This window comes from Flavobacterium ammonificans, assembly GCF_020885975.1.
Taxonomy (GTDB): Bacteria; Bacteroidota; Bacteroidia; order Flavobacteriales; family Flavobacteriaceae; genus Flavobacterium; species Flavobacterium ammonificans.
In genome coordinates this window covers 1,939,056-1,963,669 of the sequence record NZ_AP025183.1, presented here as the reverse complement: position 1 = coordinate 1,963,669, position 24,614 = coordinate 1,939,056, and the positions used below count along the sequence as shown (strand labels likewise).

Annotated in this window: 17 protein-coding genes, 2 tRNA genes and 3 rRNA genes; 11 read left to right on the top strand and 11 right to left on the bottom strand. The window is 37.3% G+C overall.

What is annotated here, in order from left to right:
* Positions 1-43 precede the first annotated feature (43 nt).
* Both LPC23_RS08850 and LPC23_RS08845 read right to left on the bottom strand, forming a co-directional pair.
* On the bottom strand, positions 44-340 hold the full coding sequence (locus LPC23_RS08850) for a putative quinol monooxygenase (RefSeq protein ID WP_229329639.1): 297 nt from the start codon (positions 338-340) through the stop codon (positions 44-46).
* A 7-nt stretch (positions 341-347) separates the two neighbouring features.
* Positions 348-1,178 carry an SAM hydrolase/SAM-dependent halogenase family protein gene (locus LPC23_RS08845; RefSeq protein ID WP_229329638.1) on the bottom strand — a complete coding sequence of 277 codons (831 nt, stop codon included), beginning with the start codon at positions 1,176-1,178 and terminating at the stop codon, positions 348-350.
* A gap of 173 nt (positions 1,179-1,351) precedes the next feature.
* On the opposite strand from LPC23_RS08845, the gene LPC23_RS08840 reads away from it, so the two are divergent.
* The 4 genes from LPC23_RS08840 to LPC23_RS08825 all read left to right on the top strand — a co-directional run bounded on the left by LPC23_RS08840 (position 1,352) and on the right by LPC23_RS08825 (position 6,524).
* Entirely contained in the window at positions 1,352-2,302 is a 951-nt protein-coding gene (locus tag LPC23_RS08840) for a PhoH family protein (RefSeq protein WP_229329636.1), read from the top strand.
* Between the two features lie 21 nt (positions 2,303-2,323).
* A complete protein-coding gene (locus tag LPC23_RS08835) occupies positions 2,324-3,136 on the top strand; it encodes a Cof-type HAD-IIB family hydrolase (protein ID WP_229329634.1) in 813 nt (270 codons plus the stop codon).
* Between the two features lie 19 nt (positions 3,137-3,155).
* Entirely contained in the window at positions 3,156-5,501 is a 2,346-nt protein-coding gene (locus tag LPC23_RS08830; protein ID WP_229329632.1) for a S9 family peptidase, read from the top strand.
* A gap of 69 nt (positions 5,502-5,570) precedes the next feature.
* Complete coding sequence (locus LPC23_RS08825) at positions 5,571-6,524, top strand: phosphoribosylaminoimidazolesuccinocarboxamide synthase (RefSeq protein WP_229329630.1); 954 nt, start codon at positions 5,571-5,573, stop codon at positions 6,522-6,524.
* Positions 6,525-6,591: 67 nt separating this feature from the next.
* Here the strand turns inward: LPC23_RS08825 and LPC23_RS08820 are convergent, their stop codons facing one another.
* The 5 genes from LPC23_RS08820 to LPC23_RS08800 form a co-directional block, all read right to left on the bottom strand.
* On the bottom strand, positions 6,592-7,314 hold the full coding sequence (locus LPC23_RS08820; RefSeq protein ID WP_229329628.1) for a head GIN domain-containing protein: 723 nt from the start codon (positions 7,312-7,314) through the stop codon (positions 6,592-6,594).
* Between the two features lie 49 nt (positions 7,315-7,363).
* On the bottom strand, positions 7,364-8,416 hold the full coding sequence (locus LPC23_RS08815; protein ID WP_229329626.1) for a hypothetical protein: 1,053 nt from the start codon (positions 8,414-8,416) through the stop codon (positions 7,364-7,366).
* Positions 8,400-8,930, bottom strand: a complete 531-nt coding sequence (locus LPC23_RS08810) for an anti-sigma factor (protein ID WP_229329624.1) — start codon at positions 8,928-8,930, stop codon at positions 8,400-8,402. Before LPC23_RS08810 ends, LPC23_RS08815 begins: the two co-directional genes overlap by 17 nt.
* Positions 8,927-9,469, bottom strand: coding sequence for an RNA polymerase sigma factor (locus tag LPC23_RS08805; protein WP_229329622.1), 543 nt, complete (start codon positions 9,467-9,469; stop codon positions 8,927-8,929). Before LPC23_RS08805 ends, LPC23_RS08810 begins: the two co-directional genes overlap by 4 nt.
* A gap of 131 nt (positions 9,470-9,600) precedes the next feature.
* Entirely contained in the window at positions 9,601-10,689 is a 1,089-nt protein-coding gene (locus tag LPC23_RS08800; RefSeq protein ID WP_229329620.1) for a M42 family metallopeptidase, read from the bottom strand.
* 81 nt (positions 10,690-10,770) lie between these two features.
* Between LPC23_RS08800 and LPC23_RS08795 the strand changes: the two genes are divergently transcribed.
* From LPC23_RS08795 to LPC23_RS08765, 7 genes are all read left to right on the top strand, one after another.
* The gene (locus LPC23_RS08795; RefSeq protein WP_229329618.1) at positions 10,771-11,436 is read left to right on the top strand and encodes a DUF4294 domain-containing protein; all 666 of its coding nucleotides are present in this window, start codon (positions 10,771-10,773) and stop codon (positions 11,434-11,436) included.
* Between the two features lie 992 nt (positions 11,437-12,428).
* Positions 12,429-13,944 (top strand): 16S ribosomal RNA (locus LPC23_RS08790).
* A gap of 129 nt (positions 13,945-14,073) precedes the next feature.
* A tRNA-Ile gene (locus tag LPC23_RS08785) sits at positions 14,074-14,147 on the top strand.
* Positions 14,148-14,250: 103 nt separating this feature from the next.
* Positions 14,251-14,324: transfer RNA gene (locus LPC23_RS08780), tRNA-Ala, on the top strand.
* Between the two features lie 187 nt (positions 14,325-14,511).
* Positions 14,512-17,392, top strand: a 23S ribosomal RNA gene (locus LPC23_RS08775).
* Between the two features lie 174 nt (positions 17,393-17,566).
* Positions 17,567-17,676, top strand: a 5S ribosomal RNA gene (rrf, locus tag LPC23_RS08770).
* The 16S, 23S and 5S rRNA genes sit together here with 2 tRNA genes alongside, the layout of an rRNA operon.
* Before the next feature lie 471 nt (positions 17,677-18,147).
* Positions 18,148-18,996 carry an NAD(P)H-hydrate dehydratase gene (locus LPC23_RS08765; RefSeq protein ID WP_229329616.1) on the top strand — a complete coding sequence of 283 codons (849 nt, stop codon included), beginning with the start codon at positions 18,148-18,150 and terminating at the stop codon, positions 18,994-18,996.
* Here LPC23_RS08765 and LPC23_RS08760 read toward each other — a convergent pair whose 3' ends face one another.
* The 4 genes from LPC23_RS08760 to thrA all read right to left on the bottom strand — a co-directional run bounded on the left by LPC23_RS08760 (position 18,997) and on the right by thrA (position 24,390).
* Positions 18,997-19,506, bottom strand: a complete 510-nt coding sequence (locus LPC23_RS08760) for a GNAT family N-acetyltransferase (RefSeq protein ID WP_229329614.1) — start codon at positions 19,504-19,506, stop codon at positions 18,997-18,999.
* Between the two features lie 45 nt (positions 19,507-19,551).
* Positions 19,552-20,841: a threonine synthase gene (thrC, locus tag LPC23_RS08755; protein ID WP_229329612.1), complete on the bottom strand. Its 1,290-nt coding sequence runs from the start codon at positions 20,839-20,841 to the stop codon at positions 19,552-19,554.
* Between the two features lie 102 nt (positions 20,842-20,943).
* Positions 20,944-21,864 carry a homoserine kinase gene (locus tag LPC23_RS08750; protein ID WP_229329610.1) on the bottom strand — a complete coding sequence of 307 codons (921 nt, stop codon included), beginning with the start codon at positions 21,862-21,864 and terminating at the stop codon, positions 20,944-20,946.
* A 78-nt stretch (positions 21,865-21,942) separates the two neighbouring features.
* A complete protein-coding gene (thrA, locus tag LPC23_RS08745) occupies positions 21,943-24,390 on the bottom strand; it encodes a bifunctional aspartate kinase/homoserine dehydrogenase I (protein ID WP_229329608.1) in 2,448 nt (815 codons plus the stop codon).
* Positions 24,391-24,614: the final 224 nt, after the last annotated feature.

Below are 24,614 nucleotides of genomic sequence, written 5' to 3'. Positions count from 1 at the left end.
CTGTCATTGCGAGGAACGAAGCAATCTTAAACTCTTTATTATTTTATACCAAACTAGCTAATTTATCGACACTCCAGGCTTCTGGTTTGTCACTGAATAATTTCTTAGTAAAATCCCAAACTTCATTAAAAAACGCTGATTTTCTATAGTTTTCCAAATCTTCTTCGCTTTCCCAATAACTGTAAGTAAAGAAAATCGATGCATTGTTTTTGTCTTGATACAATTCTAATAAACGATTTCCTGGGAAATTTCGTATTTGATCCTTAACCAATTCAAAATTTTCTAGAAACGCAGGAATATTTTCCTCGTGAAAACTCAATTTTACGATGCGTATCAACATAGCCGAATTAATTTTTAAATTGAATTAGTACAACGTCTCTGTAACTCAAACCAAGTAAACTACTTGCCGAACCAATTTTTGATGGATTACTTCTAAAAATGGCAATTTCTAAAAAACCAGCTTCGTTAAAAAGAGCTAATTTTTCGCCCTCATAATTCTTTATGGCATATTTTTCATTGGTTGCAATAGAAGAATAGTTAGGTAAAATAGTTTTGATATTTTTGGTTTTCATAACAATTTCATAAGGCCTTCCTTTGGCAACATCTAGAAATTGTTTTTTTGAAATATTGGTGACCACATTACCAAAATGATCGATGTAAATCACATTCCCTTTGATAGAGTTGAAGTCGTTAGCCACAGTTGCTTGTAAACCAGTTACTGCTTTTAATTGGGTAATTTCTTTACCAATTACATTTAGTAAACCACCTTTAGATAAATGGCAGGCTACTTTTACAAATACATCCAAATCAGTAGCGTCGTTATGCAGACGGTCGTGAATGGTAATAGCCACCATTTTTTGAGGAACCACTTTTTGCGTAAGCATACTCAAAATACCATTATCAGCACCAATGAAGTACTGATCGTTCCATTGGATGGCAATGTGTTGGTTTTCTTTATTTCGCTCACTATCCACACCAATGATATGTACTGTTCCTTTTGGAAAACTGCTGTAAGCTCCTCCAATAATATAACTGGCCTCAAGTATGTTGAACGGATCGATGTCGTGCGAAATATCAATAATGGTAATTTCAGGATATTCAGAAATAATTTTCCCTTTAAGAGCACCCACAAAGTGATCTTTCAAGCCGTAATCGGTAGTAAGGGTAATTATTGACATAATTTTGTTTATAAGTATTGGGGTTGGGTAAGCCTTATTTTCATTAAATTTGAGAATTGCAAAGCTAACAATAGTAAATTCAAAAACGAAATAAAGAAAAATATTTTCTAATTTGAATCTTTAATTATTTTAGACGTGCTCAAGATGAATTAATCTACTAAATACTACCACTTTTGAACGAAAGAATAATTGAATTGGTTGACATCGCTCCAAAGGAATTTTGGGGAGACCAAGATGCTCATTTGGAAACCATAAAAAAATACTATCCTAAATTAAAAATTGTAGCTAGAGGAACTACGCTTAAAGCGTTTGGCGAAAAAGAAGTTCTGGACGAGTTTGAAAAACGATTCCAACGTTTGATGCTGCATTTTAGTCGCTACAACAATATCGATGTCAATGTAATTGAACGCGTGATTCTAGGCGATGGTCAGGATGAGCGAAAAATCCAAGGACACGACAAAATATTAGTTCATGGTGTAGGCGGAAAATTGATCAAAGCTTTAACTCCAAATCAACAATTACTCGTTGATACCTTACTGAAAAACGATATGGTTTTTGCTGTTGGACCTGCAGGAACTGGTAAAACCTATACTGGTGTGGCGATGGCGGTTAAAGCCTTAAAAGAAAAAGAAGTCAAGCGAATTATTCTAACTCGCCCAGCAGTTGAAGCCGGAGAAAATCTTGGTTTTTTACCTGGAGACATGAAGGAAAAACTAGATCCGTACATGCAGCCTTTGTATGATGCGTTGCGAGATATGTTACCTAGTGAAAAAATTGAAGACTATATTTTGAAAGGAATTATTCAAATTGCACCTTTAGCCTTCATGCGCGGTCGAACCTTAGATAATGCGTTTGTTATTCTAGACGAAGCACAAAACACAACCCATTCCCAAATGAAAATGTTTTTGACCCGTATGGGGAAAAATGCCAAGTTCATGATTACGGGAGATCCTGGGCAAGTCGATTTGCCTCGCCGAACCATTTCAGGTTTAAAAGAAGCGCTTTTGGTTTTGAAAGATGTTGAAGGTATTGGAATCATTTACTTGGATGATAAAGATGTCGTTCGCCACCGATTGGTTAAAAAAGTAATTGAGGCCTACAAAAAAATAGAGAATAACGATTAATTAAGTCGAAGCAGTTATACAATGATTAGAGAAAATTGTAAAGTTATTATTAGTGACTTGGATGGGACTTTATTAAATCAACATCACGTAATTTCGGATTACACAAGATCCGTTTTTCAAGAATTACATCAGCAAAATTATTTGATTGTTGTGGCTACAGGTCGGCATCATTTAGATGCGATGCCTTTAGTTGAAAGATTAGGAGTTCCTTTGTATTTAGTGACTTCCAATGGTGCAAGAATCCATTCGCCTGAAAAAGAATTGCTTTTTTCAATTAACATGAATAGCCAAACCGTAAAATCAATTTTGGATTTGGATATTGATCCAGATATTACCACTGTTTTGTTTAAGGAAGAGGTGTGGCAAACCAACATCCACAATGAAAAATTGAATAGTTTTTCTAAAGAAGTAACCTATCATCGCGAGTTAGTTAATTTTGGAGAGTTAGAGGATTTTGAAGCAATTAAAATTTTCTTTACGCATGAAAACCAAGAGAAATTAATTGCGGTTCGTGATTTGATTTTAGAACATCACCCAGGATCATTTAATCATGCTTTTAGTCTTCCAATTTGTCTTGAATTTATGGATAAAGCAGTAGATAAAAGTCATGCTATTGCTAAAATATTGGAGAAAGAGAATTTAGATTTTAGCCATGCGGTTTCTTTTGGTGACGGATTTAATGACGAACTAATGCTTGTTACCACCGGAAAAGGATTGATTATGGGCAACGCTCCCGAAACTTTAAAAAATAAATTATCTCACTTAGAAGTAATTGCAACCAATCATGAAGATGGAGTGGCAAAATACCTTTCAGAGACAGTATTGAACTATTAATAAACTAAACTAAATTACTATGAAAAATAATATAGTATTACTTATTTGTATTTTGTTTTCTTCTTTTTTTCAAGCACAAACATTGAAAATGGAAGAGATTATGAAGGGGAATGATTTTATTGGAAATCTTCCTGAAAACGAAAGATGGTCTCTAGATGGAACCACAATTTATTTTGATTGGAATCCAAATAAAGAGTGGGGCAATTCGACTTATTTCTGGAAGAAAGGAATGAAGGCTCCTCAAAAAGCTTCCAAAGAAGAAGCTAAATTTTCGAAGTTAAGAATGCTTCAAAAAGAGGGGACAGGAATCTATTATTTTGTAGACAAAGGACAACTTTTTTCCTATTCGATTAAAGACAAAAAAACACAAAAGGTATACCAGCACAGTGTACCGGTTTCTTCTCTTCAAATAGGTAAAGAACTAGGCGTTCTATTTTTCAAACAGAGTGATAACCTATTTAAATTCGACACAAAACTAGGTTCGTTAGTTCAGTTGACTAATTTCAAAAAAGGGAAATCAGATGATAAACCAAAAGAAAAAGAGTCTTTCCTGAAAGAACAACAAAAAGAATTGTTTCAGTTTATTAGAGACCAAGAAGAAAAAGAGAAATGGAATACTGCCAATGAAGATCCAAAATCTGATTTTCCAAAACCGTATTTCGTTGGAAAAAATACAATTGAAGCCACAAAAGTTAGTCCTAAAGGAGATTTTGTTACTTTTCGTTTAAGAGAAGAATCTGAGGTGAGGCAGGAAGAAATGGAAGTGTTTATTACTGCTGACGGTTACAATAAATCGAAAGCTACCAAATCCAAAGTGTCAACAAACAATTTGGTAAACACTAAATTTGGTATTTATAACGTAGCAAAAGATACGGTTTACACCGTTAATTTTTCGACATTAAGTCATATACAAGATGCTCCAGAATATTTTAAATTGTATGAGAAGAATAAAAACGCAGAAAAAAAAGACAAATTAATTGTTGCTCAAGCTCCCATCTATAATGAAGATGGTTCGTATGCTATAGTTGAAATTAGAAGTCAGGATAACAAAGACCGTTGGTTAGTTAATTTGAATTTAGCTACCGGAAGCTTTAAAGAAATAGAACACCAACACGACGAAGCTTGGATAGGCGGACCTGGAATTCCGTCTTACGCTTTTAGTTCTGGAACCTTAGGTTTCCTAGCAGATAATGAAACCATTTATTTTCAATCTGAAAAAACTGGTTACTCGCATTTGTATACCTATAATTTGAGAACCAACAAGAAAGTGCAACTAACTCAAGGCAATTGGGAAGTGCGTGGCGTAGTTGTATCAAAAGATAAAAAAGCGTTTTATTTAACCACCAATCAGACGCATCCTGGGAATCGTGGTTTTTATAAAATGAATGTTTCGGATGCTGTTTTACAACCTATTTTAACGAAGGATGGTGCTCATGAAGTGAGTCTTTCACCAGATGAAAAAAACTTGTTAGTTCGATATTCGTATAAAAATAAACCTTGGGAATTGTATTGGGCTTCCAATAAAAAAGCGAGTAGTTTAGAACAAATTACTGTTTCAACTACCAAGGAATTTGAATCATACAAATGGAGAACACCAGAAGTGATTACTTTCAAAGCGCAAGATGGAACATCGGTTTATGCTCGTTTGTACAAACCATCTACTAGTCATGCCAACAAAGCGGCTGTCATTTTTGTGCATGGTGCTGGGTATTTGCAAAACGCTCATAATCATTGGAGTACTTACCATAGAGAGTATATGTTTCATAATATGTTGACTGATTTAGGGTATACTGTTTTGGACATTGATTACCGTGGAAGCGATGGTTACGGCCGTGATGTGAGAACTGGAATTTATCGTTTTATGGGCGGAAAAGACTTGTCAGATCAAATTGATGGAAAAAAATTCTTAGTTCAAAATTGTGGAGTAGATGAAAACCGAGTTGGAATTTACGGAGGCTCTTACGGTGGATTTATCACTTTAATGGGAATGTTGACTACTCCTAAAGAGTTTGCTTCAGGAGCTGCATTGCGTTCGGTGACGGATTGGGCACATTACAATCATGGTTACACAGGAAACATTCTGAACTTTCCAGAAACCGATCCCGATGCCTATAAAAAAAGTTCGCCAATCTATTTTGCGAATAATTTAGAAGGCAACTTATTGATGCTACACGGTATGGTGGATGACAATGTGGAGTACAAGGATATTGTACGTTTATCACAACGTTTTATTGAATTAGGTAAGAAGAAATGGAGTTTAGCTAGTTTTCCAGTAGAATCACATGGATTTAAAGAAACCTATTCGTGGGTAGATGAGTACAGTAGAATCTTAGATTTATTCAATTCAACATTGTTAAATAAATAGTTTTATTCACTTTCATTCTTTATGAATTAATGCTAAATTTGCAGCCATTACAAACAACACAACTTAATAATGAGTACTACAATTACAACTACTAACTTTAATTTTCCAGGTCAAAAATCAGTCTATCGCGGAAAAGTTCGTGAAGTTTACAATATAAATGATGATCTATTAGTCATGATTGCTACGGATAGATTGTCGGCATTTGATGTGGTTTTGCCAAAAGGTATTCCATACAAAGGACAAATTCTAAATCAAATAGCAACCCAATTCATGAACATGACGCAAGACATCGTTCCTAATTGGTTAATCGCAACACCAGATCCTAATGTTGCTGTAGGACATTTATGCGAACCTTTCAAAGTAGAAATGGTAATTCGTGGTTATGTTTCAGGACATGCAGCTAGAGAATATGCTACAGGAAAGAGAATACTTTGTGGGGTAACTATGCCTGAGGGATTGAAAGAAAACGACAAATTTCCAACACCAATAATTACGCCAACTACCAAAGCTGATAATGGTTCTCACGACGAAGATATTTCAAGAGAGGCTATTTTGTCAAAAGGAATTGTGTCTGAAGAAGATTATTTGGTTTTAGAACAATATACTCGTGCTTTGTTTCAAAGAGGAACTGAAATTGCTGCGAGTCGCGGATTGATTTTAGTAGATACCAAATATGAGTTTGGTAAAACCAAAGACGGTAAAATTGTGTTGATTGACGAAATTCATACTCCTGATTCTTCTCGTTATTTCTACGCAGAAGGATATGCTGAAAGACAAGCAAATGGAGAAGAACAAAAACAATTATCAAAAGAGTTCGTACGTCGTTGGTTAATTGAAAACGGGTTCCAAGGACAAGACGGACAACAAATTCCGGATATGACTGATTCTTATATTGAATCTGTTTCAGAACGATATATTGAGTTGTATGAAAATATCTTAGGCGAAAAATTTGTAAAAGCTGACATTAGTAATATTAATGAGCGAATCGAAAAGAACGTTAATACTTATTTAAAAAGTTTATAAATATACATAATGAAAGAAGTCCCAAAGCATTTAAGTTTTGGGACTTCTTTCATTTATAATTAACCTCTTAATTTCCTGAAATATCACCAGAACCAGCAACCTTTGTATCGATAGTTTTAGGTTTTCCTTTGTATCTAATATTGCCACTTCCAGCTACTCTAGCAATTAGATTATTGGTGCAGTTAACCTCTAAACTTCCCTTACCAGACACGGCTACATCTGCATTTTGTGAAATTAATTTATCACAATTTAAATCGCCAGAGCCTGCTGTTTTAGCTTCTAAATTTTCAACTGTCCCTGAAAGGTTTAAGTTTCCAGAACCAGCAATATTTGCTACAATATTTTTCGCATTAATTTCAAGAGTGCAATCACCAGAACCTGCCATTTTTACTTCAAAATCCGATGCGATTATAGCATTTTTTGTGATCATATTTCCTGATCCAGTAAATGATATTTCGCTAATTTCTTCAAACGGAATAATGATTGTAATTTCTTGTTTGTAATTATAACTTTTATTTTTTTTAAAATACACTTTTAGCTCATTGTCAATTACCTCTGTAACGATATAATTAATGATGTTTTCATCACCTTTTATAGTAATTGCTCCTTCATTACCTGACACCAATTCAATATTAAATGAACCAGTTGTTGCAATTTTGTCATAAGATTCTGTTGCTCTATTGATTGTTGTTTGAACTCCATTTTCTTTTACTTTTTCTTTATCCCAATTTTGAGCACTTGCAATTGAAATGCTAATTAATGCTAGTAATACTGTTAGTTTTTTACTCATGATTTTAAAATTTGTTTTTTTGTATTCGTGAATCTTCGATTTCATAATGTTATTTAGTTAAAAGTTGTACGCTTCCGTAATTAGTATTGATACTTATTTTTGATTTTCCTTGGGAAATATGATACGCTGAGTATGATTTTGAAAAGTTTTTTTCTGACTTTAAGCTATATTTCAATCCTACATTGTCAGTAAAAGAGCCATATTTCAGGTTAACATTGATGTCAAAAGCATAATCTGATGTACAAGTTATTTTAGAATTAGAATAATTTCCATTGATTGTAATAGCATCGGTTTTATTTGAAGTTGAAAATTGAATATCACTGTAATTTGAGTTTGCAATTAGGGAATTTCCAATTTCACCTAACTTCATTGTAAGATAATTTCCATCAATGGCAATTTTCTGTATTGATTTTGAATAAATTTTAGTATAATTTGAAGATAGATTTAGAATTCCAACACTTTGGAAATTAAAAGTGTTATAATTTCCATCTATGTTAATTTGATTTACTTTTTGGAAATCAACTTCAGAATACTGACTTTGTAAATTAATTTTATCTATTGAATTTATACTTGAATTGGGAGAGTAAGCAATTCTTATGTTATTTGTTTTATTATTAAATTGTCCTAAAAAAATACTTCCGTACTTACATTCAATTTCCGAACTTCCATTAAGTTTATCTACCGAAATATTCCCGTATTTGTTATGTAAATCAATACTTCCATTTCGTGGAATTTTTACGACATAATTTATTTCATAACTGATATTGTTACCTTTCCATTCGTTTGTTTTGAATAAAGTTTTTGCTGAAACTTTGCTCAGTGTTGCAGCTAAATCTACATCAATAGAGTTAATTCGTTCGTTAATTTTTTTTTCGTTATTTCCTGAAACTTTGATGTTAACTTGAACTGAAATTTTGTTTTCATCCCACAAGTAAACGTTTATATTCCCATAAGAATTGGTAATATTAATTTGTGCATCATCGTTAACTGAATAGGTTTTTGAAATGTTTTTTTCTTTATTGTACGCGTGATTTTCATTAGATGCATATCCAAAAATTGGAAGCAATACAACGATAAAAAGTAATTTAAATATGTTTTTCATCTTCAATATTATTTATTTTGTTTATGTATTCAACTTGCTTTAGAACTGTATTTATAAAAGAAATTCGAGTTTGCATATTGGTTATCATGGCAAAGACAATTTGTTTGTTTTCACCATTTTTCGCAATTTCATCTTTCAAATTTTGATAATCATTTTCAAAAGATTCCATCTCTTTCATAGCATCTGAAATCAATTTTTTATTCTGAGGAGTTTTTTGTTTATTTAAATTTATCAACTCATTATTAATTTTAGAAGAAAAATAATCATGTGTTTCTTGTACTTGAGGTGAAAAGGCAATTTCTTCATTTTGATTATTGTTATAATTAATAATGAATATTCCAAAACCTAATAAGAGTGAAGCCGCAATAGAAATTGACAACCAATCAATTTTCTTTTTTTTAGGTTGTTGTTTTTTTAACTTATCAAGAAATCGTTTTTCGTGACCAAAATTCGGTTCATCAAAATCCCAATTATTTTGGCTTTCAAAAAGTTGATTTAGTTTATTAATACTCATAATTCATTTAATTTTTTTCTTAAACTTTCTTTTGCTCGGCTCATCATCGTTCTACAGTTTTCATTACTAATATTTAAAATGCTTGTTATCTCATCTAAATCATATCCTTCAATGAAAAATAAGGTTAGAATGATTCTATAATTTGATTTCAAGCTTTGAATAGTTTTTAAAATTCTTTCAACTTTTATTTCAGAATAGTTCTCTGATTCTTCTTCATAATCAGCTAGTGTTATATTTTCAGCAAAACTTTCAAATAAGTACTTGTTAGATTTTTTTAATTCGTTTATACTTGTGTTGATGACTATTTTTTTTAACCAAGAGCCAAAAGTTACATTACCACTAAAAGATTCTAACTTTGTAAATGCTTTCAAAAAACTTTCTTGCATAATGTCTTCAGCTAAATAAGAATCGCCTACAATGCGTAAAGACACATTAAACATGGATTTATAATATTGATTATAAAGCGTCATTTGTGCTTTTTCATTATTCTCTTTACAACGTTCTAGGAGAATAGCAATATCTAGATTTTGGTTTTTCAAATTGGTTGAATTTTTAATCTATGCTAAAGACAAATCAATTTTAGTATTGTTACAGTTTTTAAAATTAATTTTCATAATAATAAAAAATCCGAATCGTTAAATTCGGATTTTCTAAACATATATTAGGAGCATTATTTGAAATACGAAAAAGTTTCCTCGTTTTCTATTTTTAATAAGGTTTCATAAATCAATTTAATGACATTTTCCACGTCTTCGCGATGTACCATTTCTACCGTGGTGTGCATATAACGCAACGGAAGTGAAATTAAAGCCGAAGCCACACCACCATTGCTGTACGCAAAAGCATCCGTATCCGTTCCAGTCACTCGTGAAGAAGCCAGTCGCTGAAAAGGAATGTTTTTCTCGATGGCAGTATTTAAAATCAATTCTCTTAAATTATTCTGTACAGCAGGAGCGTAAGTAACAACAGGTCCTTTGCCAATTTTAGTTTCTCCTTCAATTTTTTTATCAATCATTGGAGTAGTAGAGTCGTGACACACATCGGTTACAATGGCTACGTTAGGTTTGATGGTTTGAGTAATCATTTCGGCACCACGCAATCCCACTTCTTCTTGAACCGAATTAGTAATGTACAATCCAAAAGGTAATTTTTTCCCGTTTTCGTGTAACAATCTTGCTACTTCAGCAATCATAAAACCTCCCATTCGGTTGTCAATGGCACGACAAACAAATTTGTTTTCGTTCAATACCATGAATTCGTCAGGATAGGTAATTACACAACCTACGTGAACGCCTAGTTTTTCAACTTGCTCTTTGTTTTCGCAACCGCAATCAATAAAAATATTGTCAGTTTTGGCTGGTTCTTCTTTTCCTCTGTTGCGCGTATGAATAGCGGGCCAACCGAAAACACCTTTTACAATGCCGTTTTTAGTATGGATATTTACTCGTTTAGAAGGTGCAATTTGATGATCCGAACCACCATTTCTAATTACGTAAATCAATCCGTCATCCGTAATGTAGTTAACATACCAAGCAATTTCATCAGCGTGACCTTCAATTACTACTTTATAAGGAGCATCTGGATTGATGATTCCAACAGCGGTTCCGTAGGTATCAGTGATAAAAGTGTCCACATACGGTTTTACATATTCCATCCAAATTTTCTGACCTTCGGCCTCAAATCCAGTCGGAGATGCATTATTAAGGTAGCTTTCTAAAAAGCTAATCGATTTTGCGTTTAATATAGATGTAGTGCTCATAAATTATTTTTTTGCTAAATTATAAATTTGGCATTAGACTTGTGTATAGAATGTATAATTTTGTAATTAAACTTTTCAACGATGAAACGCACACTATTTTTAATTTGCTTCCTACTACTTACTTCAGCTATTCAAGCCCAAGTGATTCAAAAAGAGTCGGACATTATTATAGAGAACGACACGATTTTAAATGATACTATTGAACTTCCGGAGTTAATTGTTCGAAAAGAAAAATTAGATATCGAAGCGAGAAAACAATTTGCCTTGCTTCAAAACCGAGTTTTAAAAGTATATCCTTATGCTAAAATTACTGCAGAGAGATTGACGGCTTTAAACAGAGGTATGGCAAACCTAAAAACAGAACGCGAAAAAAAGAAATACTTCAAGATTGTCGAAAATTATTTAACCAACGAGTTTGAGGCAAAACTTAAAAAGTTATCCCGTAAACAAGGTCAGATATTAGTTAAATTAATTCACAGGCAAACAGGTACATCAACCTATGATTTAATTGCTGATCTCAAGAGTGGATGGAAAGCCTTTTGGTCCAATACCACAGCAAGAGTTTTTGACATTAATTTAAAAACCAAATACGATCCGTACAACAATAATGAAGACTACTTGATAGAATCCATTTTGGTCTACGCCTTCGAAACAGGTCGTTTACAAAACCAATCTCCTGCAATTAAAGTTGATTTTGATAATCTAAGTGCGACTTGGGAAGCCAAAGTTAGTGCTGCCAATAAATAATTGTAAACACTGAGCTTGTCGAAGTGGGGCGTTCCCTTTCAGGTCGTGCTATCCGCTCTATCTTTTTAAAAGTGGACTTCGAGTTCCTCAGTCCCCTTTTAAAAAGGATGCCGCTGCTATCCCTAACGCGGGTTGAACTTTATTAACAATTTCAATTTCAACATTCAACATTCGTTGTTCAATATTCGTTGTTCAACATTCACCCTTCTTCATGTTCCTTAATTTCTTAATGGTTCAAAAATCTTATACTTTCTTATATGTCTTTATATGGTTAAATGTAATTTCAATTTCAACAAACCTTCAATGACTTATATGGTTAAAAATCAATTTCAAATTTCACAAACCTTATATTTCTTACATGGTTAAATGTAATTTCAATTTTAAAAAATCTTCAATTACTTAAATGTTTAAAAAATCTGCGAATCTGCGCTAAATATCAATAAATACTCTTTACAACTATTGAATTCAAAAAAACTTTCATTTATAGAAAACGGGTTATCAGCGAGTTAAGAAAAAGAACAAAAATAAAGTGTAGAAAAGCTTGCCAAAGCGGATTTAGGTTGTACTTTTGCACCCGCAATAAAGCAGACGTTCTTACTTCAATATTGAAAAGCAAACCTAAATAAGATAAAAGAAATTTTACTTTAAAAAATTTGCTATAGATAAAAAAGTAATTATCTTTGCCCCCCGATTAATTCGGGGCCGAAAAGGGGACAAGTTCTTGAATATATTGAGTAAGTAAAACGAAAGTAATTTTTCTTAAAAAAACTTTTAATAATACTTGCGAGATAAAAAAGAAGTTGTACTTTTGCACCCGCTTTGAGAGATAAGCGACAAATAAAAAAGACACGTTCCTAGACATATTGAATTGACAGCCGTTTTGAGAGAGATCTCAAAACAAATTAAAGAGTAATAGAATCGTAAGATTCGAAAAAGACCATTAGATCATTGTCATAATACATAGAAGTAAATTTATTTGCTTCGCATAATATACGATGAAGAGTTTGATCCTGGCTCAGGATGAACGCTAGCGGCAGGCTTAACACATGCAAGTCGAGGGGTAGAAGCAGCTTGCTGCTTTGAGACCGGCGCACGGGTGCGTAACGCGTATGCAATCTACCTTTTACAGAGGGATAGCCCAGAGAAATTTGGATTAATACCTCATAGTATGTGAGAATCGCATGGTTTTCACATTAAAGTTCCAACGGTAAAAGATGAGCATGCGTCCCATTAGCTAGATGGTAAGGTAACGGCTTACCATGGCGACGATGGGTAGGGGTCCTGAGAGGGAGATCCCCCACACTGGTACTGAGACACGGACCAGACTCCTACGGGAGGCAGCAGTGAGGAATATTGGACAATGGGCGCAAGCCTGATCCAGCCATGCCGCGTGCAGGATGACGGTCCTATGGATTGTAAACTGCTTTTGTACAGGAAGAAACACTCCCTCGTGAGGGAGCTTGACGGTACTGTAAGAATAAGGATCGGCTAACTCCGTGCCAGCAGCCGCGGTAATACGGAGGATCCAAGCGTTATCCGGAATCATTGGGTTTAAAGGGTCCGTAGGCGGTTTAATAAGTCAGTGGTGAAAGCCCATCGCTCAACGGTGGAACGGCCATTGATACTGTTAAACTTGAATTATTAGGAAGTAACTAGAATATGTAGTGTAGCGGTGAAATGCTTAGAGATTACATGGAATACCAATTGCGAAGGCAGGTTACTACTAATGGATTGACGCTGATGGACGAAAGCGTGGGTAGCGAACAGGATTAGATACCCTGGTAGTCCACGCCGTAAACGATGGATACTAGCTGTTGGGAGCAATCTCAGTGGCTAAGCGAAAGTGATAAGTATCCCACCTGGGGAGTACGTTCGCAAGAATGAAACTCAAAGGAATTGACGGGGGCCCGCACAAGCGGTGGAGCATGTGGTTTAATTCGATGATACGCGAGGAACCTTACCAAGGCTTAAATGTAGTTTGACCGTTTTGGAAACAGAACTTTCGCAAGACAAATTACAAGGTGCTGCATGGTTGTCGTCAGCTCGTGCCGTGAGGTGTCAGGTTAAGTCCTATAACGAGCGCAACCCCTGTTGTTAGTTGCCAGCGAGTCATGTCGGGAACTCTAACAAGACTGCCAGTGTAAACTGTGAGGAAGGTGGGGATGACGTCAAATCATCACGGCCCTTACGCCTTGGGCTACACACGTGCTACAATGGCCGGTACAGAGAGCAGCCACTGGGCGACCAGGAGCGAATCTACAAAACCGGTCACAGTTCGGATCGGAGTCTGCAACTCGACTCCGTGAAGCTGGAATCGCTAGTAATCGGATATCAGCCATGATCCGGTGAATACGTTCCCGGGCCTTGTACACACCGCCCGTCAAGCCATGGAAGCTGGGGGTGCCTGAAGTCGGTGACCGCAAGGAGCTGCCTAGGGTAAAACTGGTAACTAGGGCTAAGTCGTAACAAGGTAGCCGTACCGGAAGGTGCGGCTGGAACACCTCCTTTCTAGAGCTTGAATGTTAGTTACTTTGGTAACACTTTCAAGAAAGAAGACGATAGATCGACATGGGATTGAATTTCATGATAATATTACTCTTGCTGTTAGTTCAAATAATACAAATAAGTAAAAAACAGAGTCTCGTAGCTCAGCTGGTTAGAGTACTACACTGATAATGTAGGGGTCCCCAGTTCGAGTCTGGGCGGGACTACTATTTTTTAACTTATGGAAATTTTAGAAGTTGAGTCATCCGATGGATGTTGTCTTTATCATTATACTGTCAACAGACGACTGATAACTGACAACTAAAACACGGGGGATTAGCTCAGCTGGCTAGAGCGCCTGCCTTGCACGCAGGAGGTCAACGGTTCGACTCCGTTATTCTCCACAAAAACAGTGGACAGTCCACAGGACTTAGTGATCAGTAGTAACTGAATACTAAAATCTGAATACTGCACACTAGTTTAACGTTCATTGACATATTGAGATAAGAAAATAATAAAGTAGAAAACATTTTTACTTGTTTATCATTAGACAAGTAAAAGAAACGGCTTATTTTAAGTAATAAGTTGGTACAATAAGCAAAATAAGGGCGTATGGGGGATGCCTAGGCTCTCAGAGGCGATGAAAGGCGTGATAAGCTGCGAAAAGTTACGGGGATTGGCACACACGATACGATCCGTAAATACCTGAATGGGGCAACCCACTATGTTGAAGACATAGTACACCGATAGGTGGGCAAACCCGCTGAACTGAAACATCTAAGTAGGCGGAGGAGAAGAAAACAAAAGTGATTCCGTAAGTAGTGGCGAGCGAACGCGGATTAGCCCAAACCAATGTTGTTACGGCAATGTTGGGGTTGTAGGACCACGAGATTTCTTGCACAAAGAACTAGAATCTACTGGAAAGTAGGACCAAAGAGGGTGATAGTCCCGTATAGGTAATGAGTGTAAAGGATAGTGGTATCCTGAGTAGGGCGGGGCACGTGAAACCCTGTCTGAATTTGGCGGGACCATCCGCTAAGGCTAAATACTCCTGAGAGACCGATAGTGAACCAGTACCGTGAGGGAAAGGTGAAAAGAACCGTGAATAACGGAGTGAAATAGATCCTGAAACCATACGCTTACAAGCGGTCGGAGCCCTTTAGTGGGGTGACGGCGTGCCTTTTGCATAATGAGCCTACGAGTTAACGTTGCTGGCAAGGATAAGTGGTTAAGTCACGGATCCGTAGCGAAAGCGAGTCTGAATAGGGCGCTTTAGTCAGTAGTGTTAGACGCGAAACCGTGTGATCTACCCATGGGCAGGATGAAGCTGTGGTAACACATAGTGGAGGTCCGAACCGGTTGACGTTGAAAAGTCTTCGGATGACCTGTGGGTAGGGGTGAAAGGCCAATCAAACTCGGAAATAGCTCGTACTCCCCGAAATGCATTTAGGTGCAGCGCTGGATTTAAGTTATATAGAGGTAGAGCTACTGATTGGATGCGGGGGCTTCACCGCCTACCAATTCCTGACAAACTCCGAATGCTATATAATGTTTACCAGCAGTGAGGGCTTGGGTGCTAAGGTCCAAGTCCGAGAGGGAAAGAACCCAGACCATCAGCTAAGGTCCCCAAATCTATACTAAGTTGAAAGAACGAGGTTTGTCTGCCCAGACAGCTAGGATGTTGGCTTGGAAGCAGCCATTCATTTAAAGAGTGCGTAACAGCTCACTAGTCGAGCGGACGAGCATGGATAATAATCGGGCATAAGTATAGTACCGAAGCTATGGATTTGTATTATATACAAGTGGTAGGGGAGCATTCTAACAGGGTTGAAGGTGTATCGTAAGGTATGCTGGACTGGTTAGAAAAGAAAATGTAGGCATAAGTAACGATAATGCGGGCGAGAAACCCGCACACCGAAAGACTAAGGTTTCCACAGCTATGCTAATCAGCTGTGGGTTAGTCGGGACCTAAGGCGAACCCGAAAGGGACAGTCGATGGACAACGGGTTAATATTCCCGTACTACTTATTACTGTGATGGGGTGACGGAGTGATGAAAGCGCCGCGAACTGACGGAATAGTTCGTTGAAGTACCTACCTATAAGATCTGCAGGCAAATCCACAGATCTTGGGGAAATACGATAGTACTCGGAGACTTCGGTCAAAGAGATAGTGCGCCTAAGGGCTTCCAAGAAAAACCTCTAAACTTCAGGTAATAAGTACCCGTACCGCAAACCGACACAGGTAGTCGAGGAGAGAATCCTAAGGTGCTCGAGAGATTCATGGCTAAGGAATTAGGCAAAATAGACCTGTAACTTCGGGAGAAAGGTCGCCAGCGCAAGCTGGCCGCAGTGAAGAGGTCCAGGCGACTGTTTATCAAAAACACAGGGCTCTGCAAAATCGTAAGATGAAGTATAGGGCCTGACACCTGCCCGGTGCTGGAAGGTTAAGAGGAGATGTTATCTTCGGAGAAGCATTGAATTGAAGCCCCAGTAAACGGCGGCCGTAACTATAACGGTCCTAAGGTAGCGAAATTCCTTGTCGGGTAAGTTCCGACCTGCACGAATGGTGTAACGATCTGGACACTGTCTCAGCCATGAGCTCGGTGAAATTGTAGTAACGGTGAAGATGCCGTTTACCCGCAGTGGGACGAAAAGACCCTGTGCACCTTTACTATAGCTTAGTATTGACCTTGGATAAATGATGTGTAGGATAGGTTGGAGACTATGAAGTGGCGTCGCCAGGCGTTGTGGAGTCATTGTTGAAATACAACCCTTTGTTTATCTGAGGCCTAACCCCGCTTAAGCGGGGGACATTGCTTGGTGGGTAGTTTGACTGGGGTGGTCGCCTCCAAAAGAGTAACGGAGGCTTCTAAAGGTTCCCTCAGTACGCTTGGTAACCGTGCGTAGAGTGCAATGGCATAAGGGAGCTTGACTGAGAGACATACAGGTCGATCAGGTACGAAAGTAGAGCATAGTGATCCGGTGGTTCCGCATGGAAGGGCCATCGCTCAAAGGATAAAAGGTACGCCGGGGATAACAGGCTGATCTCCCCCAAGAGCTCATATCGACGGGGGGGTTTGGCACCTCGATGTCGGCTCGTCACATCCTGGGGCTGGAGAAGGTCCCAAGGGTTGGGCTGTTCGCCCATTAAAGTGGCACGCGAGCTGGGTTCAGAACGTCGTGAGACAGTTCGGTCTCTATCTACTGTGGGCGCAAGAAATTTGAGTGGATCTGATTCTAGTACGAGAGGACCGAATTGGACAAACCTCTAGTGTATCTGTTGTCCCGCCAGGGGCACCGCAGAGTAGCTACGTTTGGAAGGGATAAGCGCTGAAAGCATATAAGCGCGAAACCCACCACAAGATGAGATTTCTTTTAAGGGTCGTGGGAGATGACCACGTTGATAGGCTATAGATGTAAAGGCAGTAATGTCATAGTCGAGTAGTACTAATAACCCGTAAGCTTATGTACGTTTTCCCTCCTCCCTTCGAGTCACCTCAGGGGAAGGAGGGGAGAAATTTTCTAATTACTTTTCTTTATCTCAGTATGTTAAGATATTTGCAGCGAAGCTGCAGTTGATAGTTGATGGTTGGTAGTTGATGGAAACACCAACAACCAAAAACCAACAACCGCCAACAATAATCTTAAGGTGGTTATTGCGGCGGGGCTCACCTCTTCCCATCCCGAACAGAGTAGTTAAGCCCGCCTGCGCAGATGGTACTGCAGTTATGTGGGAGAGTATGTCGTCGCCTTTCTTTTGAAAACCCTGTTTCTAACGAAACGGGGTTTTTTGTTTTATACCTGAAGCCCACCGGGCTTCCTCCTCTTAATCTCAAATGTCGCCTTTGCTTCGCCAATTCGGCTAAAGCCTCGGGTCTTTTAAAAACCCTGTTTCTAACGAAACGGGGTTTTTTGTTTTTATACCTGAAACCCACCGGGCTTCCTACTCTTAATCTCAAATGTCGCCTTTGCTTCGCCTATTCGGCTAAAGCCTCGGGTCTTTTAAAAACCCTGTTTCTAACGAAACGGTTTTTTTGTTTTATAATGATTGTGTTTTGTAAAGGAATACAAACGTCTTTAGTAGCCCCGATAGAAGCTAGCTACATTGTAGCGCGGATAGTGGGACAGCTCGTGTTCATGAAGTACAACCACTGCTAATAAAAAGTAACAGAATAGACTAGCTATAGTGGAGAATCTTTTGTAACTTTAGTACTTTACTCTATGCTATGATGTCTACCACTATTGTTGATCAACACCAAATGCTACAACGCTACCAACCGATGGTTGCGACTACTCATAAAGGGAGGCAAGGGCATGTGTTGTTAGTAGGAGGGAGTTATGGTAAGATGGGTTCGGTTTGTTTGTCGGCTAAAGCGGCGATGAAGTCGGGCTGCGGATTGGTCACTGCTTTTTTTCCCCAATGTGGTTATGAGATTGTACAAATAGCGGTACCTGAAGTCATGGTGTTGACTGATGTTCAAGACCTTTGTATATCGGCAATTCATTTTGAAATTGTGCCTAATGCTATTGGTATTGGTTCTGGTTTGGGTCAAGATGCCGCTACGCAACAGGGATTGTATGAATTTTTGAAAACGAATACCATTCCTCTGGTTCTAGATGCGGATGCGTTGAATATTTTGGCATTGCATCCGGATTGGTTGTCTTTTTTGGCTCCTAAAACAATTATCACGCCACATCTAAAAGAATTGGAACGTTTGATTGGGAAATGGAATAATGAAGCCGAACTGTTTGAAAAAACAATTACCTTTTCTAAAAAACACCAATTGATTGTTGTGATGAAAGGGGCTCCCACGCATTGTATTGATGGCGATTTGGTTTATAAAAATACAACAGGAAATGCGGCTTTGGCTACGGCGGGTAGTGGTGATGTGTTGACGGGAATGATTACCAGTTTATTGGCTCAGTCGTATGAACCTATTGACTCGGCACTTTTAGGGGTGTATCTTCACGGATTGACAGCAGATATTGCCTTACCTGAAACGGGTTATCAATCGTTTATCGCTTCGGATATCATTTCGTATTTAGGGAAAGCGTATTTGAGTTTGGGTCTTTAATTATGCAATTACTTTTTCTAAGACCATAAATTCCAAATGTTCTTGTGTTGTTGGATTGAAAACGTCACTCACAGGGAAAGGTTCTCTGGCTCCTGTATCTCTATACCCATTTCGGTTGTACCAAGCAATCAATTCTTCACGTACTGTAATTACAGTCATGATTATTTTTGGGAGCTGCATTGCAGCGGCGAAAACTTCAGCTTGATGCAATAATTTTTTTCCGATACCACTATTTTGCAATTCAGGAGAAACAGTTAGCATTCCTAAATACAGTTCGTTTGCTTTGACTTTTAAAAGCACACAACCAATTATTTTGCCCTTGTCCGAATATTTTAGAATGGTGTTGGAAGCGTCTTGAATGATGTCAAGTAGTTCAGCTTCAGTGGTCCGACCGCCTTCCAAAAGATGGGCTTCGGTAGTCCAGCCTTTTTTGGAAAACTCGCCACGATAAGCCGAATTGATTAGTGAATTTAAAGAGGCAATGTCTTCTGCTACTGCTTTTGCAATCATACTATATTTTTTACTTAGAATCTATCGAGTGTAAATTTCGTAATTTTATCCCAAATAGGCTTTCAACTCTTCGTAGGTTTTTATTTTTGTACTTACTTTTTCTTTTCCTAATACACTTTCAATTTGTGGTGGAATAGGCAATTTTACATTCAGCGCCAGTTCTACCACATCTAAAAATTTTATGGGATGTGCGGTTTCTAAGAATATTCCAATCGCATTAGGATAATTTTCTAATTCTTTTTTCAATCCTAAGTAACCTACAGCACCATGCGGTTCAGCTATATATCCATTGGTAGTGTAAATGGTTTTCATCGCTTCAAAAGTGGCTTCGTCTGAAAAGGTATAGGAAGAGAAATCGGTTTTGAATTGCTCCAAATCGTTTTGATACATTTCTTGGATTCGGATGAAATTACTTGGGTTACCCACATCCATTGCGTTAGAAATAGTTGCGATAGAAGGTTTTGGATCGTAAATACCGTTTGTTAAAAATCGAGGAACGGTATCGTTTACATTCGTAGATGCTACAAAATGTTGTACTGGTAATCCCATTTTCTTAGCAATGATACCGGCACAAATATTTCCGAAATTACCACTTGGGCAAGAAAAAACTAAGGGTTTGTTTTGGCTTTTCAATGCTTTGTACGCAAAGAAGAAATAAAACATTTGGGGTAACCATCGGGCAATATTGATGGAATTGGCCGAAGTTAAATTGTGATGTTTCAGACTTTCGTCCAAAAACGCTTTTTTGACCATGTCTTGGCAATCATCGAAAACGCCATCAATTTCAAGCGCTTTGATATTTTGTCCTAAAGTAGTTAATTGTCTTTCTTGAATGTCGCTTACTTTTTCTGAAGGATAAAGTATAATTACATCTACACCTTCCACACCAAGAAAACCACTTGCTACGGCTCCTCCTGTATCTCCAGAAGTAGCGACTAAAACGGTATTTTTTGCGGTCTTGTCATTGCGATTGAAATAACCCAAACAACGTGACATGAAACGAGCTCCCACATCTTTGAATGCCATTGTAGGACCGTGAAATAATTCTAAGGAATAAATTCCTTTTTCTACTTCGACAACAGGAAAGTCAAAACATAAAGTGTCTTTAATAATAGCTTGAAGTTCAGATTCAGGAATTTCATCTCCTACAAATTGTTGAATGGTTTGAAAAGCAATTTCTTCGTTGCTTTGATTTTCGATGGTATCAAAAAATGCTGTAGGTAAAGGGGTAATGTTTTCTGGAAAATACAATCCTCTATCGGTTGCTAATCCTTGTATAACAGCTTCTTCAAAAGAAACTTTAGGTGCGTTATGGTTTAAACTGTAATATTTCATTTGATTTTAGATTGAAGATTGTGGATTAACGATTTTTGATATTTTAGCAACTTGGGTTACATCTGCAATCAAAAATCGTTAATCAGAAATCTTAAATAATTTTTATAGTATTTTAACTCCTTCTGAATTCACTTTAGATACATGAATTTCATAAGGTAGATTGATGGCCTCGTATACGGCACTCATGGCTTTGGCAATTTTTTCGGCGGTTGCCGCTCCTTTGCTTAACGCAAAAATAGAAGGACCCGAACCTGATATTCCGGAACCTAGCGCTCCATTTTCTAAAGCAGCTTGTTTGATTAAATCAAATCCTGGAATTAAGACACTTCGTAACGGTTCTACAATTTCATCGTGTAAGGAACGCCCAATTAAATCATAATCTTGTGTGTATAATCCCGCGATTAATCCGCCCACATTTCCCCATTGCATGATGGCACTTTTTAAAGAAACGGTTTGTTTCAATACCGAACGCGCATCCGAAGTTTTCAATTCAATTTGCGGATGTACTACTGTCGCGTACAATTCGGATGGACTTTCTATTTTGATAATATCCAAAGGGCTGTAGCTTCTTACCAAGGTAAATCCACCCATAAGGGCAGGAGCTACGTTATCAGCGTGTGCATTGCCACAAGCGAGTTTTTCGCCTTGCATGGCAAACTGAACCAAATCTTTTGTTGAATAAGGATAGCCTAACAAGGCATTGATTCCAAAAACTGCTCCAGCTGAACTTGCCGCACTACTTCCAATTCCGCTACCTGCTTTGATGTTTTTATAAATCTCAATCTCAAAACCAAAGTCAGGGTTTACCGTTTCTAATAATGCCAATCCGGCCACTCCTGAAACATTGTTTTCTGTTTCTAAAGGCAAGTCGGCACCAATGATTTTAGTAATTCGAATCCCTTTTTGAGCCGATTTTCTAATCACCATTTCGTCACCTACATTGTCAAGACAAAGTCCTAAAACGTCGAATCCACAAGACAGGTTAGCAATGGTTGCTGGGCAAAATAGTTTTATTTCATTCATAATTCATTGCGAGGCACGAAGCAATCTCATTTTATGTTTTACATTTTTTTTGCCACGAAGGCACAAAGTCACTCAATTTTATACGTTTCCAATTCGGATAACATCAGCAAATATTCCTGAAGCCGTTACCGCAGCACCTGCACCAGCACCTTTGATTAATAAAGGTTGGTCCACATAACGATCGGTGTAAAACAATACGATATTGTCTTTTCCTTCTAAATTATAAAAAGGATGGTCTTTCGGTATGAATTGCAAACCAACGCTTGCTTTCCCATTTTCAAATTGCGCCACATATTTCAAACGCGACTCTTTGCTTTGGGCTTCCTTGTAAAATGCATCAAAATGTGCTGCATGTTTTTGCAATGACGCAAAGAAGACTTCATTTGATGTTGTTTCCAAACATTCCGCTGGCATAAACGATTCGTTAGCAATAGATTCAATATCCATTTGGTAACCGCTTTCGCGAATTAAAATCAAGATTTTTCGAGCTACGTCTATTCCGCTCAAATCAATTTTTGGATCAGGTTCAGTAAAGCCTTGCAATCCAGCTTCTTTTACCACATCGTGAAAGGAATTATGTTCGTCAAAATTATTGAAGATAAAATTCAAACTTCCTGATAAAACAGCTTGAATCTTATTCACTTTATCGCCTGAAGCAATTAGGTTTTTTACAGTATCAATAATAGGTAATCCTGCTCCAACATTTGTTTCAAATAAGAAAGGGGCGTTGTATTGGCGGGATAGATTTTTTAATTTTTTGTAATTGTCGTAAGCCGATGAACAAGCAATTTTGTTACAAGTTACGACACCAACGCTTTGTTTTAAGTACTGCTCGTAGGTTTTAGAAACGCTTTCATTAGCTGTGATGTCAACAAAAATGCTGTTTCGTAGATTCAATTCTTTTACTTTAGCGATGAATAGGTCTTGGTTCGCCGTTTCTCCATTGTTTAAAACAGTTTGCCACTCTTTTAAAGAAATTCCGTCTTCGTCAAAGTGCATTTTTCTAGAATTAGATAAAGCAACAACTCTTACATTGATTTTTAGATTTTCTTTTAAGAATTTTTTCTGTTGGTGAATTTGCTCGATGAATTTCTCTCCAACATTTCCAACGCCGATTACAAATAGATTCAACTGTTTGGTATTTTCTTCAAAGAAGTTTTCGTGCAATGTATTCAATGCTTTTTTGACATCACGCTCATTGATTACCGCAGAAATATTTCTTTCGGAAGCACCTTGTGCAATAGCGCGAATGTTCACGTTATTTTTTCCTAAAGTACTGAACATTCTACCGCTCAACCCTTGGTGGTTTTTCATGTTTTCGCCTACCAATGCAATGATGCATAAGTTGTTCTCTACAATACAAGGATCGATTTTATTTTGGGCAATTTCGACTTCGAAAGCTTTGTTGATGGCTATTTCGGCTGTTTCTGCATCTGAATTTAATATTCCGATACAAATAGAATGCTCCGAAGAAGCTTGTGTAATAAAAATCACGTTGATGTTTTCATGTGATAAGACTTCAAATAATCGTTTTGACGAACCTGAAACTCCCACCATTCCCGGACCTTCTAATGTTAGTAAGGCAATATTATCAATATGACTAATTCCTTTTACAGGATTGGTTTGCGAAATCACATCATTTGAAATATAAGTACCAATAGCTTCTGGCTCAAACGTATTTTTGATTAGAATTGGAATATTCTTTCTCAATACCGGTTGAATGGTTGGTGGGTACAATACTTTGGCACCAAAATGCGATAATTCCATCGCTTCTTGATACGAAATGGTAGCAATTGGTTGGGCTTGTTTTACAATTTTTGGATTGGCAGTAAACATTCCGTTGACGTCAGTCCAAATTTCTAAATCCGTTGCATTCAAAGCGGCCGCAATGATGGCAGCAGTATAATCCGATCCACCACGTCCTAAAGTAGTTGGTATTTTGTTAGCAGTCGAAGCAATAAACCCAGGCAGGACAACAATTTGATTAGCATTAACAGCGAAGAAATCCGAAACCAATCTATTTGTAGTTTCAAAATCAACTATTGCTTTTCCAAAAGTAGCATTGGTTTTGATTAGTTCACGACTGTCGGCATACCCGCTATTTTTTTCTTTTTGTTTTAGTGCTTCCGCAATAATATAAGAAGATAGTAATTCACCGAAACCAAGAATTGTATCGGCTGTTCTAGGAGAAAGTTCGCCCAAAAGGAAACAACCGTCTAATAAGGTTTCTAGATGATTGACAATTCTTTTTACATGGCTTAGTAAGCTACTTTGTTCGCTCACCGGAATTAATTCCTTTAAGGTATCTAAATGTTTTTTCTCGATTTCAGTTACAATTTCTTTATAACTTTCGTCATTCGAAGCCGCTTTTTGCGAAGCTAATTGTAATAAGTCGGTTACCTTGCTTAAAGCCGAAACGACTACCACTAGTTTCTCGTGTTTTGCTTTTTCAGTAACTATTGTAAGAACTAGTTTTATATTTTGAGCATTGGCAACTGAAGTTCCGCCAAATTTTAATACTTTCATTGTGTGTGTTTTATTTTAAAATGCAACTATTTTCTATACATCCATGAACTTTTTCCCTTTTAGAAAAAGTATTATATAGCAAGATTATATGTAAAATGTATACCCCTAAGGGGTAGTAGTTGTTGTAGTAGTAAATGTAACAGAAAACGCAACTTCAGTTGAAGTTGTTATTGTAGATGGATATGTATTTCTGTTGCTTTTCATTTGTTCCAAAGGTACTACAT

What these genes read in the sequence shown, in the direction of transcription:
- LPC23_RS08850 (WP_229329639.1), bottom strand. Translation starts at nt 340, where the DNA reads ATGTTGATACGCATCGTAAAATTGAGTTTTCACGAGGAAAATATTCCT.
- LPC23_RS08845 (WP_229329638.1), bottom strand. Translation starts at nt 1,178, where the DNA reads ATGTCAATAATTACCCTTACTACCGATTACGGCTTGAAAGATCACTTT.
- LPC23_RS08835 (WP_229329634.1), top strand. Translation starts at nt 2,324, where the DNA reads ATGATTAGAGAAAATTGTAAAGTTATTATTAGTGACTTGGATGGGACT.
- LPC23_RS08830 (WP_229329632.1), top strand. Translation starts at nt 3,156, where the DNA reads ATGAAAAATAATATAGTATTACTTATTTGTATTTTGTTTTCTTCTTTT.
- LPC23_RS08825 (WP_229329630.1), top strand. Translation starts at nt 5,571, where the DNA reads ATGAGTACTACAATTACAACTACTAACTTTAATTTTCCAGGTCAAAAA.
- LPC23_RS08820 (WP_229329628.1), bottom strand. Translation starts at nt 7,314, where the DNA reads ATGAGTAAAAAACTAACAGTATTACTAGCATTAATTAGCATTTCAATT.
- LPC23_RS08815 (WP_229329626.1), bottom strand. Translation starts at nt 8,416, where the DNA reads ATGAAAAACATATTTAAATTACTTTTTATCGTTGTATTGCTTCCAATT.
- LPC23_RS08810 (WP_229329624.1), bottom strand. Translation starts at nt 8,930, where the DNA reads ATGAGTATTAATAAACTAAATCAACTTTTTGAAAGCCAAAATAATTGG.
- LPC23_RS08800 (WP_229329620.1), bottom strand. Translation starts at nt 10,689, where the DNA reads ATGAGCACTACATCTATATTAAACGCAAAATCGATTAGCTTTTTAGAA.
- LPC23_RS08795 (WP_229329618.1), top strand. Translation starts at nt 10,771, where the DNA reads ATGAAACGCACACTATTTTTAATTTGCTTCCTACTACTTACTTCAGCT.
- LPC23_RS08765 (WP_229329616.1), top strand. Translation starts at nt 18,148, where the DNA reads ATGATGTCTACCACTATTGTTGATCAACACCAAATGCTACAACGCTAC.
- LPC23_RS08760 (WP_229329614.1), bottom strand. Translation starts at nt 19,506, where the DNA reads ATGATTGCAAAAGCAGTAGCAGAAGACATTGCCTCTTTAAATTCACTA.
- thrC (WP_229329612.1), bottom strand. Translation starts at nt 20,841, where the DNA reads ATGAAATATTACAGTTTAAACCATAACGCACCTAAAGTTTCTTTTGAA.
- LPC23_RS08750 (WP_229329610.1), bottom strand. Translation starts at nt 21,864, where the DNA reads ATGAATGAAATAAAACTATTTTGCCCAGCAACCATTGCTAACCTGTCT.
- thrA (WP_229329608.1), bottom strand. Translation starts at nt 24,390, where the DNA reads ATGAAAGTATTAAAATTTGGCGGAACTTCAGTTGCCAATGCTCAAAAT.